This is a genomic window from Duganella sp. BJB1802, assembly GCF_013369445.1.
Classification (GTDB): Bacteria; Pseudomonadota; Gammaproteobacteria; order Burkholderiales; family Burkholderiaceae_D; genus Rugamonas; species Rugamonas vulcania_A.
The window spans coordinates 1-14,830 of record NZ_JABWEF010000011.1; the positions used below are offsets into that span (position 1 = coordinate 1).

The window sequence follows — 14,830 nt, forward strand, 5'->3', positions numbered from 1 at the left end:
GGGGCGCCGACCGCGATGGCATCGAACAAATCCGCCGCAACCTGCCGCAGGCCGTGCTGGCGCTGTCGCCCCGTTCGCGATTGGTGTCGGTGCAGGACTATGCCTACTTCGCCCAACGCTTCGCCGCCATCGGCCACGCGCAGGCCGCCAAGCTGGCCGACGGCGGTGCGAGCGTCGTGTACGTCACGCTGGCCGGCGTCGGCGACATCCCGCTCGATCCCAAGGGCGCGCTGCTGGAAGACCTGAACCTGGCATTCCACACCTACGGCGATCCGGCGCTGCCGGTGCAACTGGGCGTGCGCGAACTGATCGCGCTGGTGGTGCAGGCCAAGGTCGCCATCGACGCGGACGCAGACTGGAACGTGGTCGAGCCGCGCCTGCGCGCCCGCTTGCTCGACGCGTTCTCGTTCGATCGCGCGCAGCTCGGCCGCTCGGTCTACCTGTCCGCCGCCGTGGCGGCCATGCAAACGACGCCAGGCGTGGCATGGGTCGACGTCGACGTCTTCGGCGGCATCTCCGAACTGGCGCTGCGCGACAAGGATGCGCTGGCGGCGGCCGTGGCGGTGCTGGAGCAGCAAGCCAGCGGCGGCGCGGTGCAGCAGTTGGTGGCCTGCGCGCCCGCCACGGCGGCGGCCGATGCGCCGCAGTCGCGCCGCGACCAGATCGCGCAGCGCGACGGCGAATTGCCGCGCTTCCTGCCGGCGCAGATGGCCATGCTGGCGCCCGACGTCCCCGGCACCCTGGTGTTCAACCTGGTCGAGACAGAGGGCAAATCATGCTGAACTCCCCGGACGCCCTGTTCCAGCTGCTGCCAGCCTACATCCGCCAGCGCGACGCGCAAAGCGGCGGCGCCTTGCAGCAGCTGATGGCCATCATCGGCAAGCAAGCCCAGTTGATAGACCGCGATCTGCTGCGCATGTACGACAACAACTTCATCGAGACCTGCGAGCCGTGGGTGGTGCCCTACATCGCCGAACTGCTCGGCTACCAGCCTTCCAGCGGCGCGGATGCCTCGCCGGCGCTGGCACAATACCTCGCACCACGCCGCGAGGTAGCCAACAGCATCGCCTTCGAACGCAGGAAAGGCACGCTGATGGTGCTGGAGGAACTGGCGCGCGACCTGGCGCACTGGCCCGCCGTCGCGGTGGAATTCTACCGCCGGCTGGTGCAGGCCCAGCACCTGGACCACCTGCATCCGGACCGGCCCGCCACCGCCGACCTGCACAACGCCGCGCAGCTGCAACACACCGGCTCCCCCTTCGACACCTTATGCAGGACGGCCGACGTGCGCCGCATCAGCAACGCCCAGTCGGCCGGCTGGTACAACCCGGCCAGCGTGGGCCTGTTCGTCTTCCGCCAGCGCCGCTACAGCGTCACCCGGACTTACGCCAGCTGCCAGCGCGAAGCCGGCCAGCATTGCTACGCCTTCTCCATCCTCGGCAACGACGTCGCGCTGTACCGCAAGCCGGAGCCGCCCGCCCGGTTGCCGCTGCTCATACTGCGCGGCGAGCTCGAAGCCGAGCCAGCGCCCGACGCCAGTTCCGCCAGCGCCGATCCAGCGCTGTACGGCCCGGGGCAGAGCCTGTGGATCACCGTCCCCGACTGGCCAAGGAAAGGCGACCAGGGACAAGTCCCCGCCTCGGCCGTCATTCCGGCCGACCTGTCCAGCTGGTCGTATCGGGTTCCGAAGAACCATGTCGCCGTCGATCCGCAACTGGGCCGCATCATGTTCCCCCTCAAGCAGCGGCCGCAAAAGGGCGTGCTGGTGAGCTACGGTTACGGCTTCGCGATGGACCTGGGCGGCGGTGAATACAGCCGTCCCGCGCTGCCCCTGCCCGCGCGCGTGACACGCGTACGCGTGCGCGCGGCCGAACATGGCGCCCCGGAACCCGGCACCTTCCGCACCATCGGCCTGGCCATCGACGACTGGCAAACCGCCCGCGCCGGCCCGCCGGAGAAGCGTCCCGAAGCGGCGCTGGTGGTGGAACTGGCGGACAGCGGCAGCTACCACGGCGCCATCCACATCACGCTGGGCCAAGGCGAATCCGTGTGGATCGTCGCCGCGCCGGGCACGCGCCCGGTCCTGCTGCTGACCGACGAGCGCGATGGCGCCGCCGACCGCATCTCGGTGCAAGGCGCCACCGGCAGCCGCCTGACGCTCGACGGCCTGCTGGTCGCCGGCCACGGCATTGACATCTCCCCGCGCCTGCCGGACGACGGCGGAGGCATCGACGTCACCCCGCGATCGCCGGAAGACCGCGAGGCCATCGCCATCGCACCGGGCCTGGCGGCCGACGGCGACGGCGGCACCAACACCGGCGACCTGTGTCAGGTATGGATACGCCACAGCACCCTGGTGCCAGGCTGGGGCCTGTCGTGCGACTGCCGGCCCACCCACCCCGGCCAGCCCAGCGTCGTACTCGACGGCAGCGCCGCCTGCCTGCGCATCGATCACAGCATCACCGGCCCGGTGCAGGTGGCAGGCACCGACGAGGCCGCGCCCATCGTCGTCACCGACAGCATCATCGACGCCATGGACATCAGCCAGCCCGCCATCGCCGGCACCCAAGGCGACATCGCACTGGCCTTGCTGACAATCGCCCGCAGCACCATCATCGGCGAAGTGGCGGTCCACGCGATCGCCCGTGCCGACGACAGCCTGTTCCTCGGCAAAGTCGAAGTCGCGCGCAGACAGACCGGCTGCGTCCGCTACTGCTACCTGCCGGCCGGTTCGCGCACGCCCCGTCGCCACCGCTGCCAACCGGACGACCCCATCGCCGCCGCGCGCGCCAAGGTCGACGCCGACACCACGCTGACACCCGCCCAACGCGCGGCGCGCAAGGCCATCGCATCCGCCGACACCGCGCTCAGGGTGCGGCCGCACTTCGAATCGCTGCGCTACGGCAGCGAACTGTACGCCCGCCTGCATCCATCCACCGCCGCCGAGATCGCCGCCGGTGCACAGGACGGCTCCGAGATGGGCGTCTACCACGATTTGTTCGAGCCGCAGCGCCTGGCGCTGCTCAACGCCCGCCTGGCCGAGTACGTGCCCGCCACCTTCGAGGCAGCCACGCTGCACGCCCACTATCCATCCGCATCGTCCCAAGAGGCCAAGCCATGAATGGAGATTTCGCCCGCGTCACCTTCGACTCCGCCGCCCGCTTCAGCCGCGTGCTGCTGCAACAGGGCCGCATCCTGCTGGAGGCCGACTTCAACGAACAGAGCGCGATACACCACCACTACCTGCGCTCGTTGATCATCGACCTGATCGGCCGCCACTGGCGCGCCGGCGACAGCTTCACGCTGGCCGCCGATCCGCAAGGCACGGCCGACTTCAGCATCAGCGCCGGCCACTTCTACCTCGACGGCATCCTGTGCGAGAACGACAGCGCCTGCAGCTACGCCACCCAGCCCTGGCCCTACTTCCCGGACGCCGAACACGAGCCACCAACAGCGGGCGGCCTCGCCTACCTGGAATGCTGGGAACGCCACGTCAGCGCGCTGCAATATCCCGGCCTGCGCGAGGTCGCGCTGGGCGGCATCGACACCGCCTCGCGCGCGCAGATCGTCTGGCAGGTGCGCGTCGCCAGCCAGCCGTGGGTCGACGCCCACCTGGCGCTGGTGCTGGGCGCCCTCCAGCTGAGGCTGGCGATCGCCAAGCCGGAGGACCGCCCCCCCATCCAGCTCGTCATCGACCATGTCACCGCCACCCAAACCGCCTTCACCAACGCGCTCGCCAACTTCCCCGGCGCGGAGGCCGACTGCGCCACCGCCGGCGACCTGCTCGACGCCCTGGACGCCGCACGCCCCCTGATGCGCGCCCGCGCCGTCCACGACGCCACGGAGGACGATCCCTGCTCGCTCTCGGCCGACGCCGCCTTCCGCAGCCGCGAGAACCAGCTCTACCGCATCGAAGTCCACGACAGCGGGCTGGCCGACGGCCACGCCACAATCAAATGGTCGCGCGAAAACGCCTCGGTCGTATTCGCCATTCGCGGCGCGCCCAAGCTCGATGCGGAAAGCAACAGCATCTCGGTCGAGCTGGAGAGCCTCGGCCACGACCACCGCACCGGCCTGTGCGAAGGCCAGTGGGTCGAGCTAACCGGCGACGCCTTCGAATTCACGCCGGTCGCGCCGCCGCTGGGCCAGGTCTCGAAAATCGACCGCACCCGCCAGACCATCGTCATCCAGCTGCAGCAAAAGACCACCGTGGATTTCGCGCATTGCACCTTGCTCAAACGCTGGGACCAGCACGACGGCGTGAATGCCGCCGGCGTGTTGCAAATCGAGGAGCACAACAGCGCGGTCTGGCTGCCGCTGGAACGCGGCGTCGAAGTGCAATTCCGCGTGGGCGGCTACTACCGCACCGGCGACTACTGGCTAGTGCCGGCGCGCGTCGCCAGCCGCGATGTCGGCTGGCCGCAGGTGGCGGACGGTCCGGCCGCGAATTCCGCCGCACGGCGTGCAACGCCACCGCGCGGCGCTGGCCTATTTCAAGCGAGACGCCGCCGACGGCTGGCAATTCGGCCGCTGCGGTTGTTCGATGCTGCCGCTCTGCCCCTGACCGTCCCGGCCACCTCTGCACAACCATGCCTTTTACTCAATATCAGCATGACACCAACCGTTGGATTGTCGTCATCGCCCGGTCAAATAAATGACCGAATACTTGATCGCAATCACTGCCAGGTGTAAAAAGTAAAGAGTACATACCGCAGAGCGACGCCCTTCGCCAAAGTCGCCCCGCCATCCAGCAGGAGACTGAACGTGAAGCTATCGGGCGTCATGCCGTTGCTGCTTGCCTGCGCCATCGGGCAGGCAGCGGCGCAAAGCGGAATCAGTGTGTATGGCGTGGTTGACCTGGCCATCGTCTCGGACCGCGACTCCGGCAAGTCCACCACCGCGATCAACAGCGGACAGCAGACCGCCTCCCGCCTCGGCATCAAAGGCATCGAAAACCTCGGCGGCGGCGTGCGCGCCAGCTTCGTGGTCGAATCCCAGATCGAAGCCGATACCGGCAATCCCTCGTTCGCCGGGCGCCCGTTTGGCAGCCAGAGCTGGGTCGGCCTCTCCGGCGCCTTCGGCAGCGTCAAGCTGGGGCGGATGTTCACACCCTACTTCGGCGCCATCGCCACCAACGATCCCTTCGACGCCAAAGGCCCGGGCGAATCGACCCGCGTGTTCCAGGATTCCGGCGTCCGCATGGACAACACCGTCAAATATTCGCTGCCCGACCTGCATGGCTTCCACGGCGACCTGGCTTACGGCGCCGGCGAACAGGCCGGCAACGCCAAAGCCAACCGCCAGATCAGCGCCGACGCCGGCTACACGGCGGGACCGATGAACATCGAGCTGGCCTATCACGACAGCAACGACGCGGCCGGCGTCCGCCTGGCGCGCAGCACGCTCGTCGCAGGCAACTACGACTTCGGCCCGGTGCGAGGCTGGTTCGTGCTGGCGCGCAGCCGCAACGACAAGACCCTCGACACACGTGACATGCTCCTAGGCGTCAGCATCCCGCTCGGCCGCGACCTGATCGCCGCCGACGTGGTGCACAAAAGCGACCGCTACTTCCAGAACGCCAACGCCACCCAGCTCGCACTCGGCTACTACCACACGCTGTCGAAGCGGACCAATCTGTACCTGGTCGGTTCCAACCTGCGCAACGGCAGCGAGGCGAGCTACCAGGCCGCGCTGCCTGGCGGCACGCGGCGGCTGGTGGCCGCCGGCATGCGGCATCAATTCTGAGCGGAGCGCGCCATGTCCCCATTCCGCCGCATCGCCCCGCTGTTGCTGGGTGTCCTGTGCACCTGGAGTCCGGCGGCCCGGGCCGACACCGTCAGCATGGCCTTCGGCGAAAAGATACCGCCCTTCTGTTTCCCCGAAACCGATTCCGGCATCGAAGTGGAAATCCTGCGCGAAGCGCTCGCCTTTCGCGGACACACCATGAAGCCCCACTACTACCCCTTCGCCCGCATCCCGGTGGCCTTCAAGGCCGGCGACGTCGACGCCGCGATGACCGACCTCGGCGAGGACATGGAAAAATGGGGCGCGTTCTACGGCGATCCGGCCGTCTTCTACGACAACGTCTTCATCAGCCTCAAGGAACGCCACCTTGTCATCAAGACTCCTGACGATCTGCAAGGCCTGACCGTGATCTCGTTCGCCGGCGCCGCCAAGCGCTATCCCGAATGGCTCGACGGCGTCAAAAAGGCTGGCCACTACTTCGAGCAGAACGACCAGGCCCTGCAAGTGCTGACGCTCGATCGCGGCCGCTACGACGTCGTGCTCAGCGACCGCAACATCTTCCGCTACTTCACCCAGCAACTAAAACTGAATAAATCGTTTCACCCCAAGCCCGTCGTCGAGCAGAGCTTCGTCAAGTTCAATCCCATGGACTACCGCGCCATATTCCGCGACAAGAAGATCCGCGACGACTACAACGCCGGCCTGAAGAACCTCAAGGACAGCGGCCGCTTCAACGCCATCTATCAAAAATACCTGGGCGACGCCAGCCATCCCTGAGCGCCATCGCCTTGGCAAAGCGTTCATAGAGCTTCGATCCAACATCTTCGGCTATAATTTCGCCATGTTAAAAATGGCGAAGCGACAAACACTGCACATCTGGATAGCCCTGCTGGCCATCCTGTTCAGTGCGATCGCGCCCGGCGTCTCCAGCGCGCTGGCCGCCACCGACACGGTCCAGGTCTGCACCGTGGACGGCTACAAAATCGTCAAGCTGGCCGGCGCCGACCAAGGCAAGACACCGGTCTCCGCAAAGCACGCCATGGAACACTGCGCGTTCTGCACCCTGCATGCGGACGCCCACCCGCTATCTGGCGCGCCGTCCGTCCCGCTCGCGCTCCATGCCGGCCGCGACACCTACCCTCCTCTGTTCTACACCGCACCGCGATCGCTGCACACCTGGTCCGCGGCCAATCCGCGCGCACCGCCCTTCCTCGCCTGAGTTCCTTCAGCGGTACCGCCGTTTGCCGGCGGTGATCCATCACGAACTTTCGAGGCGACTCCATGATCGCAGGCACTCCCATGGCCGGAACTTCCGGCCTGTATCGCCGCATCTGGCGCTGGCACTTCTTTGCCGGCCTGGTATGCGTACCCTTCATCTTTTCGCTGGCCGCCACCGGCGCCATGTATCTGTTCAACCGGCAGATCGACGACCTGGTCTACGCGCGGCAGATGCTGCGCCAAGAACCGGCTGGCAAAGCCACGCCGATGCCGGCGTCCACCCTCATTGCCAACGCGCTGCACGCCTGGCCCGGCCAGGCCAAGGCATTGAACCTGCCGGCCGACGACCGCCACAACGCCCAGGTCGACGTGGTCCAGCCGGACGGCGCGACCAAGCAGGTATTTGTCGACCCGGGCACCGGCGCCGTGGCGGGCGCCATCGACGAAAGCCGGCGCCTGATGACCATCGTCAAGCATATCCACTCGCTGGCAATCGCCGGCGACGGCGGCAAGGCGGTGATTGAAATCGTGGCCGGCTGGATCATCATGCTGATGGCCAGCGGCGCCTACCTGTGGTGGCCACGAGGCCGGCGCGCGGGCGTGGTCTCGATCCGCCGCCAGGCGCAAGGCCGCGTGTGGTGGCGCGACCTGCACGCCGTAACGGGCGCCTTCGGCGGCGGCGTCATCCTGTTCCTGGCATTGACCGGCATGCCGTGGTCCGTGTTTTGGGGCAAGAACGTCAATGCCTGGCTGAGCGCCCACGACCTGGGCGTACCGGACGGCATGTGGCGCGGCGTGCCGAAATCCACGCTGCCCGCCAACGCCCTTGGCGACCTGCCGTGGACCCAGCAACAGCAAGCCGTGCCGGCATCCGGCGATCCGCATGCGGAGCACAAAGCTGCGCCACATCAAGTTCGCTCCGGCCCCGGCTACGACCTGCTGAACAATTCCGCCATCGCCAGCCCGGACGCCATCGTCACCCAGCTGGCGGCCATGGGCATCGATCGCGGCTATCGCCTTGCGCTGCCCGGCGACCCGCGCGGCGTCTACAGCGCGATCTACATGCCGGGCCAGGTGGCGGCCCATCGCGTGGTCCACATCGATCAATACAGCGGCAAGGCATTGATGGACATCGGCGCCGACCGCGTCGGCGCCATCGGCCGCGTCACCGAATGGGGCGTGGCCGTGCACCAGGGCCTGGAATACGGCACGCCGAACCTGCTCGTGATGCTGGCCGGTTGCCTGGCGCTGATGGCGCTGTGCGTCAGCGGCATCGTCATGTGGTGGCAGCGCCGGCCCGCCGGCAAGCTGGCCGCGCCTGCCCTCAGGCACGGCGACCAACTGGCGAAAGGCGTGCTGCTCATCGCCGTCGTGCTGGGCTGCTGCTTCCCCTTGCTGGGCGCATCGATGCTGGCCGTCCTGCTGCTTGACACCTTGATCGGGGCGGTGCGCCGTCCCGCAGTCTAAACATAACCAACCGAGTACCTTATGAAAACAATTAACTTCCCACGTATCTTGATGTTATCCACCATGTCGTTGGCGCTGCAAGCCGCCTGGGCCGCGGAGGACGCATCCCCGGCCATCGACCCGCAACATACGGTGATCATCTCCGCCATCGGCGAAGGACTGCACCCACGCCCGAACGGTGCCAGCGACACCACCCTGTTGTTGAGCTCCGTTCCCGGCTACAGCTCGGCGCAGGCCGGCGGCGTCTCCGCGCTGCCCTTCCTGAACGGACTGGGCGACGACCGCCTCAAGATCCGCATCGACGGCATGGAAATCACCTCGGCCTGCGCCAACCATATGAACGCGCCGCTGTCGTACATCGCGCCGACGCAGATCGGCCGCATCGACGTGCTGGCCGGCGTCACGCCCGTCAGCGCCGGCGGCGACAGCATCGGCGGCACCATCGCCGTCAGGTCCGCGCCGCCGGTGTTCGCCGACAAGGCCGAAGGCCTGCACACCAGCGGCAAGCTCTCGCTCGGCGGCCGCAGCAACGGCGACGCCGTGACCAGCGGCGTCTCCGCCAACATCGCCAACGACAAGATGAGCCTGGGCTACAACGCCAGCTACGCGCGCAGCCACAGCTACGACGACGGCAACGGCCAGCGCGTGCTCGACAGCCTGTATGAAAGCATCAACCAGTCGGCCGTGCTGGCCTTCCGCGACCAGCAGCAGCAACTGACGCTGCGCGCCGGCATCCAGCACATCCCGTACCAGGGATTCCCCAACCAGTACATGGACATGACCGACAACGACGGCAAGTTCGCCAATCTCGGCTACGTGCGCAAGCTCGGCTGGGGCGAGCTGGACGCCAGCGCCTACTGGCAACGGACCCAGCACGACATGGGCTTCTTCTCGCCCGAACGCGCCGGCAACATGCCGATGGTCACACAAGGCCGCAACGCCGGCTACGCGCTCAAGCTGACGATGCCCGTCGGCGAAGCCACCCGCCTGCGCGCCGGACAGGAGTACCACACCTTCCGCCTGGACGACTTCTGGCCGGCCGTGCCGCGCTCGATGATGATGGGCCCGCAGACCTACGTGAACGTCAACGACGGCCAGCGCGACCGCGTCGCGCTCTACGCCGAAGCCGAGACCGAGCACAACGCGCAATGGACCACGCTGCTCGGCGCCCGCTGGGAGCAGGTGCGCATGGACGCCGGCGACGTCCAGCCCTATTCCAACAACATGATGAACGCGGCGGACGCCGCCGCTGCGGCGGCCTTCAACGCCCGCGAGCGCAACCAGCGCGACGGCAATCTCGACCTGACGGCGCTGGCCCGCTTCGACGCCGACGCGACCAGCACCTACGAGCTGGCCGCCGCCCGCAAAACCCGCTCGCCCAACCTGTACGAGCGCTACACCTGGGGACGCGGCACAATGGCAATGACCATGACCAACTGGTTCGGCGACGGCAACGGCTATGTCGGCAACATCGACCTGAAGCCCGAGACCGCCTACACCCTGGCCTTCACCGCGCACTGGCACGGCGGCAGCGGCGCGGAGGCCTGGTATGTCAAGCTCAATCCGTACTACAACCGCGTGCGCGACTACATCGATGTCGACGTGGTGGGCCAGTTCAAGCCCTACAGCAAGGCCAGTCGCGGCGCCTTGCTGCGCTTCGCCAACCACGACGCCCGCCTGCATGGCGCCAACCTGTCGTGGAGCGTGCCGGTGGCGGCCAGGCTCAAGTTCACCGGCACCGCCGCCTACACGCGCGGCAAGCGCACCGACGGCGGCGACCTGTACCACATGATGCCGGCGAATACCCTGCTGACGCTGGAACACAGCAGCGGCGCCTGGACCAGCCAGGTGGAAACCAGGCTGGTGGCCCGCAAGAAGAAAGTGGATGAGCAGCGGCTGGAGCCCGTCACGGCAGGCTACGCGTTGCTGAACGCCCGCACCACCTACCAGTTCCGCAAGAACACGCAACTGACGGCGGGCGTGAGCAATCTGCTCGACAAAGCCTACGCCGATCCGCTCGGTGGCGTGTACCTGTCGGGACTGCGGGCGAATGGCGGCGCGCTGCAGCCATTGCCCGGATACGGCCGCTCGGTCGATCTCGGCCTGACGATCTCGTTTTAAGCCAGCATGCGCGCGACGGCTTCCGCCAGCGTCGCGCTCATGCCGATATCGTTGCTGACGTGGCACACCGTATCGCAAGTGACGATGCGCCCGGCGCCGGCCGCCTTCAGCTCGGCGTACGCCGCATCGGCGAACAGCGCGTGCACGCCGACGCACACCGGCGGCGGACAGGCCGCCGCCTTCAACTGCTCGACGGCCGCGATCATGGTGCGCGCGGTGGACACGATGTCGTCCACCAGCACCGGCGTCCTGCCGGCCAGCACGTCGGCCGGCGGCAAGGACACGGCAACCTCGCGGTCGCCGCTGCGCACCTTGCTCAGCACCGTGTAGGGACAGCCCACGCCGGCGGCCACTTGCGCCACCCACTGCTCGCTCTCCTCGTCCGGCCCCACCAGCACCGGCCGCTCCACGTTGGCCGCGATCCAGCGCGAGATCTCCGGCGCGGCCGGCACCACCTCGGTCCGCATCGTATAGATTTCGGACAAGCTGTGGAACCGGTGCAGATGAGGATCGACCGTCACCATCCAGTCGCAGCAGCCCGACAGCAGCCGCGCAAAGTGCCGCGCCGTCACGCCTTGTCCCGGCGCGAAGACCGCATCCTGCCGCATGTACGGAAGATACGGCGCCACCAGGCCCACGCTGCGCGCGCCCAGTTCCCGCGCCACGCAGGCGCTCAGGTACAGGTCCATGATCTTGTGGTCCGGCCGGTCCATCGCGCCGACCAGGATCAGATCGCGCTCCGCCACGGCGGGCGCCATCTGCGGACAGGTTTCGCCGTCCGGGAACCGATGCAGCAGCAGCTCGCCGGCGTCGCAACCCAGGTGGCCGCGCAGATGGCTGGCGAAATGTTCGGCGCCGGGCAGCGCCATCAACATCGCATTCATCACGCCTCCTGAATCGAGAAAATATCGTCCTCCGCCTCGGCATAGGCCAGCGCATAGGCCAGCTCGCCGGGCGACTCCGCGTGCAGCGTCAACAAAGGCTGGCCCGCGCTCAGCAAGGTGCCCAGCGGCGCATGCAGTTCCAGCCCCGCGGCTGGAGACTTCGGCGCACCGGCCAGCTTGGCCAGGCGCGCCAGCCGCCGGTTGTCGATCGCGATCAGGCGGCCCTGATGCAAGGCCGTGATCACATGCGTGTACGCGGCGCGCGGCGGTTCGCGCATGCCGCCTTGCGCCTCGCAGATCGCCTGCATCTTGGCCCAGGCCGCGCCGCTGTCGAGCACCCCGCAGGCCAACGCCAGGCCTTCGCCGGGTGCGGCCTTGCCGCCCATCTCCAGCACCCGCCCGGCCAGCAGCAAGGCGCGCTGACGCAGGTCGGCGGGCGCATTGGCCTGGTTCTGCAACACGGACAGCACATCCCACGCCTCCAGCGCCGGACCGATGCCGCGCCCGACCGGCTGCGTGCCGTCGCTCATCATCACGCTGACGCTGATGCCCAGCGCCTTGCCGACCGCATCGAGGCGGTGCGCCAGCGAATGCGCGGCCTGCTGCGAACGCACCTTGGCGGTACGTCCGACCGGCACGTCGATCACCACATGGGTGGAACCGGCAGCCACCTTCTTCGACAGCACCGACGCCACCATCAGGCCGTCGCTGTCGAGGCCCAGCGGACGCTCGACGCGGATCAGCACATCGTCGGCGGGACTGAGCGAGACCGCGCCGCCCCAGGCGATGCAGCCGCCCTCGCGCTCGACCACGCGGCGCATGGTCGGCAGGTCCAGCGCCACCGGCGCCAGCGTCTCCATCGTGTCGGCGGTGCCGGCTGGCGACGTGATCGCCCGCGAGGAGGTCTTCGGAATAATCAGGCCGCACGCGGCCACGATGGGCACGACCAGCAAGGTGGTGCGGTTGCCTGGCAGGCCGCCGACGCAATGCTTGTCGACCACCATATCGGAGTTCCAGTGCAGCCGCTGGCCCACTCCCACCATGGCGCGGGTCAGCGCGATGGTTTCGGCCACGTCCATGCGGTCGCCCGAACAGGCCGTGATCAGGGACGCCAGTTCGATCTCCGAATAGCGCCCGTCCACCACATCGCGCACGATGGCCTTGGCCGCGTCGCCGCCGATGGGACGGCCGTAGATCTTGGCGCGCACCGCCGACATCGACGCCACCGGCTGCGCGTGCGCCACGCGCAAAGGTTCGCCGTCGTTGCCGCCCAGCGCGCGCCAGGCAGCCTCCGACAAGCCCAGCTCGCAGGTCTCGATCCATTCGCCGTGCACCACGTTGAGCGTGGCGACAATGTGCTGGTCGCCGCGCCAGATCTCGATGCGCGAACGCGATTCGAAGCCCTCCGATTTGCACACCGGGCAATCGCTGCGCAGGTAGGCGATCGGCTCCTGATAGGTATCGACGCACAGGCGGCGCAAGCTCAGGCCGGCCACCGAGCCTGCGGATTGCAGTCCGGCGTCCGGCGTTGGCATGCGGGTCATGTCAGCTCCTGCTGTTCCAGGTATTCGGGCACGTGGCAATTCCAGTGCAGCTGCTCTTCGATGCGGTGACGCAGCGCGTCCGCGGCCGCCGGCTCGCCGTGCGTGATGAAGGTGCGCTTGGGCGCCTGCTCGAAGTGGCCCAGCCAACTCAGGATCTCTCCCGCATCGGCATGCGCGGATAGATTGTCGATCTGTTTCACGCTGGCCCGCAGCGGCACGTACTCGCCATAGATCTTGATCTCCGGCGCGCCGTCGAGCATGGCCGCGCCGCGCGTGCCGCCGGCCTGGAAGCCCGCGAACAGGATTGTGTTGCGCGGATCGCTGGCGAAGGCCTTCAAGTGATGCAGCACACGGCCGCCGGTCGCCATGCCGCTGGCGGCGATGATCACCATCGGCAGCCGGCGCATATTGAGCGCGATCGATTCCTCCACGCTGTTGACGATGTGCGCGGCATGGCACATGGCCTCGCACTGCTTGTGGTCCAGGCGATGCAGGTGGCGGTGCTTCTGGTACAGCGCGGTGGCGTCCGTGGCCATCGGGCTGTTGAGGTACACCGGCAGCGCCGACGGCAGCTCGCCCCGCTCCTTGAGCTGGTGGATGGCGTACAAAATGGACTGCGCACGGCCGACCGCGAACGCCGGTATCACCGTCACGCCGCCGCGCGCGGCGGTCTCGCGGATGGTCTGGCCCAGCAGGATGGCGGGATCGGCCGGATTGTGCACGCGGTCGCCGTAGGTCGATTCCAGCACCAGGTAATCGGTGCGGGCGACATGGCTCGGCTCGACCATGATGGCGTCGTGCAGGCGGCCCAGGTCGCCGGAAAAGGTCACATTGCGCTCGCCGTCGCTGATGGTGACGATGGCCGCGCCCAGGATATGGCCGCCCAGCGCAAGCTGGCCGCGCAGCTTGCCGCAGATATCGAACGGCTTGCCGAACGGGACCGGCGAAAACAGTTTCAGCGCGCGCTCGGCGTCGTCCTCGGTGTACAGCGGCAGCGCCGGCGTATGCTTGGAATAGCTGTGGCGATTAGCGTGGCCCGCCTCCTCTTCCAGCAGGCGGCCGCTGTCGGGCAGCAGGATCTTGCACAGGTCGTAGGTGGCTTCGCTGCACAGGATCTTGCCGCGGAAGCCGTTCTTGACCAGCAGCGGCAGATAGCCGCTGTGATCGAGGTGGGCGTGGGTCAGCACCACGGCCTGGATTTCAGACGGGTCGACCGGCAGGTCGGCCCAGTTACGCAAGCGCAGTTGTTTGTAGCCCTGGAACAGGCCACAGTCGAGCAGCATGCGCGAACCGCCCGACGTGAGTAGATATTTGGAGCCGGTGACAGTGCCGGTCGCTCCAAGGAATTGTATTTTCATAGTGTTCACCTCGTGTGGATGCATGGGGCGCCGCAGCGCCCCGCCTTCCTCAACGCAGCATGTCGGCCTTCAGAAAATACTTGCGCGCATACTTCAGCAGCTGGCCGTCGCTCGGATGATCGGAGCTCTCCACCGCCATCACACACTTGGCCACGGCGGGATGATGGGTGATCAGATACTTCATCAGCTCCAGCTTTTCCTGCGCCGGGCCGACAATCAGCACCTCGGTGGCATCGCTCAACGCATGGGCGACATCGTCGAAATAATGTTTGCTTTCAGCCGTGCGGCCGGAACCGACGGCGCCCGATTTAGTGTGCAGATGCGGATGCGTCGACACAGTCTTGATGACCTCGTGGTCGGCGGCCTCTGCATTGAAATGAATGACGTGCGCTTGCACGTGGTCTATCCACGCTACGACATGATTGAATGACATTTGATGCTCCGGTAGAGTGAATGGGATGCTGAACGAAAAGTCGTTCAGCGACGAGATTCA

12 protein-coding genes are annotated in these 14,830 nt (G+C 67.3%); 8 read left to right on the plus strand and 4 right to left on the minus strand.

All coding sequences use genetic code 11. The features are described 5' to 3' along the window. From HUX88_RS17650 to HUX88_RS17685, 8 genes are all read left to right on the plus strand, one after another. A partial coding sequence (locus tag HUX88_RS17650) for a hypothetical protein (RefSeq protein WP_217916362.1) occupies positions 1–782 on the plus strand: 782 nt, incomplete at its 5' end. Next, positions 776–3,121, plus strand: coding sequence for a hypothetical protein (locus HUX88_RS17655; protein WP_176362619.1), 2,346 nt, complete (start codon positions 776–778; stop codon positions 3,119–3,121). The genes HUX88_RS17650 and HUX88_RS17655, both read left to right, overlap by 7 nt. Further along, positions 3,118–4,692 carry a DUF6519 domain-containing protein gene (locus tag HUX88_RS17660; RefSeq protein WP_176362620.1) on the plus strand — a complete coding sequence of 525 codons (1,575 nt, stop codon included), beginning with the start codon at positions 3,118–3,120 and terminating at the stop codon, positions 4,690–4,692. Before HUX88_RS17655 ends, HUX88_RS17660 begins: the two co-directional genes overlap by 4 nt. Before the next feature lie 72 nt (positions 4,693–4,764). Next, the gene (locus HUX88_RS17665) at positions 4,765–5,745 is read left to right on the plus strand and encodes a porin (RefSeq protein ID WP_176362621.1); all 981 of its coding nucleotides are present in this window, start codon (positions 4,765–4,767) and stop codon (positions 5,743–5,745) included. Positions 5,746–5,757: 12 nt separating this feature from the next. After that, the gene (locus HUX88_RS17670) at positions 5,758–6,522 is read left to right on the plus strand and encodes an ABC transporter substrate-binding protein (RefSeq protein ID WP_176362622.1); all 765 of its coding nucleotides are present in this window, start codon (positions 5,758–5,760) and stop codon (positions 6,520–6,522) included. A 73-nt stretch (positions 6,523–6,595) separates the two neighbouring features. Then, positions 6,596–6,964 (plus strand): DUF2946 domain-containing protein, encoded by a 369-nt coding sequence (locus HUX88_RS17675; protein WP_229219403.1) that lies wholly within the window; start codon positions 6,596–6,598, stop codon positions 6,962–6,964. Between the two features lie 80 nt (positions 6,965–7,044). Further along, on the plus strand, positions 7,045–8,430 hold the full coding sequence (locus HUX88_RS17680; protein ID WP_229219404.1) for a PepSY domain-containing protein: 1,386 nt from the start codon (positions 7,045–7,047) through the stop codon (positions 8,428–8,430). 51 nt (positions 8,431–8,481) lie between these two features. Beyond that, positions 8,482–10,551, plus strand: coding sequence for a TonB-dependent siderophore receptor (locus HUX88_RS17685; RefSeq protein WP_176362738.1), 2,070 nt, complete (start codon positions 8,482–8,484; stop codon positions 10,549–10,551). On the opposite strand, the gene HUX88_RS17690 is transcribed toward HUX88_RS17685, so the two are convergent. From HUX88_RS17690 to HUX88_RS17705, 4 genes are read right to left on the minus strand one after another with little or no spacing between them, the layout of a single operon-like run. After that, the gene (locus HUX88_RS17690; protein WP_176362625.1) at positions 10,548–11,435 is read right to left on the minus strand and encodes a ribose-phosphate pyrophosphokinase; all 888 of its coding nucleotides are present in this window, start codon (positions 11,433–11,435) and stop codon (positions 10,548–10,550) included. The two genes, HUX88_RS17685 and HUX88_RS17690, sit on opposite strands and share 4 nt — an antisense overlap. Then, positions 11,435–12,970, minus strand: a complete 1,536-nt coding sequence (locus tag HUX88_RS17695) for a thymidine phosphorylase family protein (protein WP_373886810.1) — start codon at positions 12,968–12,970, stop codon at positions 11,435–11,437. The genes HUX88_RS17690 and HUX88_RS17695 overlap by 1 nt, the downstream gene beginning before the upstream one ends. Before the next feature lie 5 nt (positions 12,971–12,975). Continuing rightward, complete coding sequence (locus tag HUX88_RS17700; protein ID WP_117015120.1) at positions 12,976–14,337, minus strand: MBL fold metallo-hydrolase RNA specificity domain-containing protein; 1,362 nt, start codon at positions 14,335–14,337, stop codon at positions 12,976–12,978. 49 nt (positions 14,338–14,386) lie between these two features. After that, entirely contained in the window at positions 14,387–14,770 is a 384-nt protein-coding gene (locus HUX88_RS17705; protein ID WP_117015119.1) for a translational machinery protein, read from the minus strand. Between the last annotated feature and the right edge of the window lie 60 nt (positions 14,771–14,830).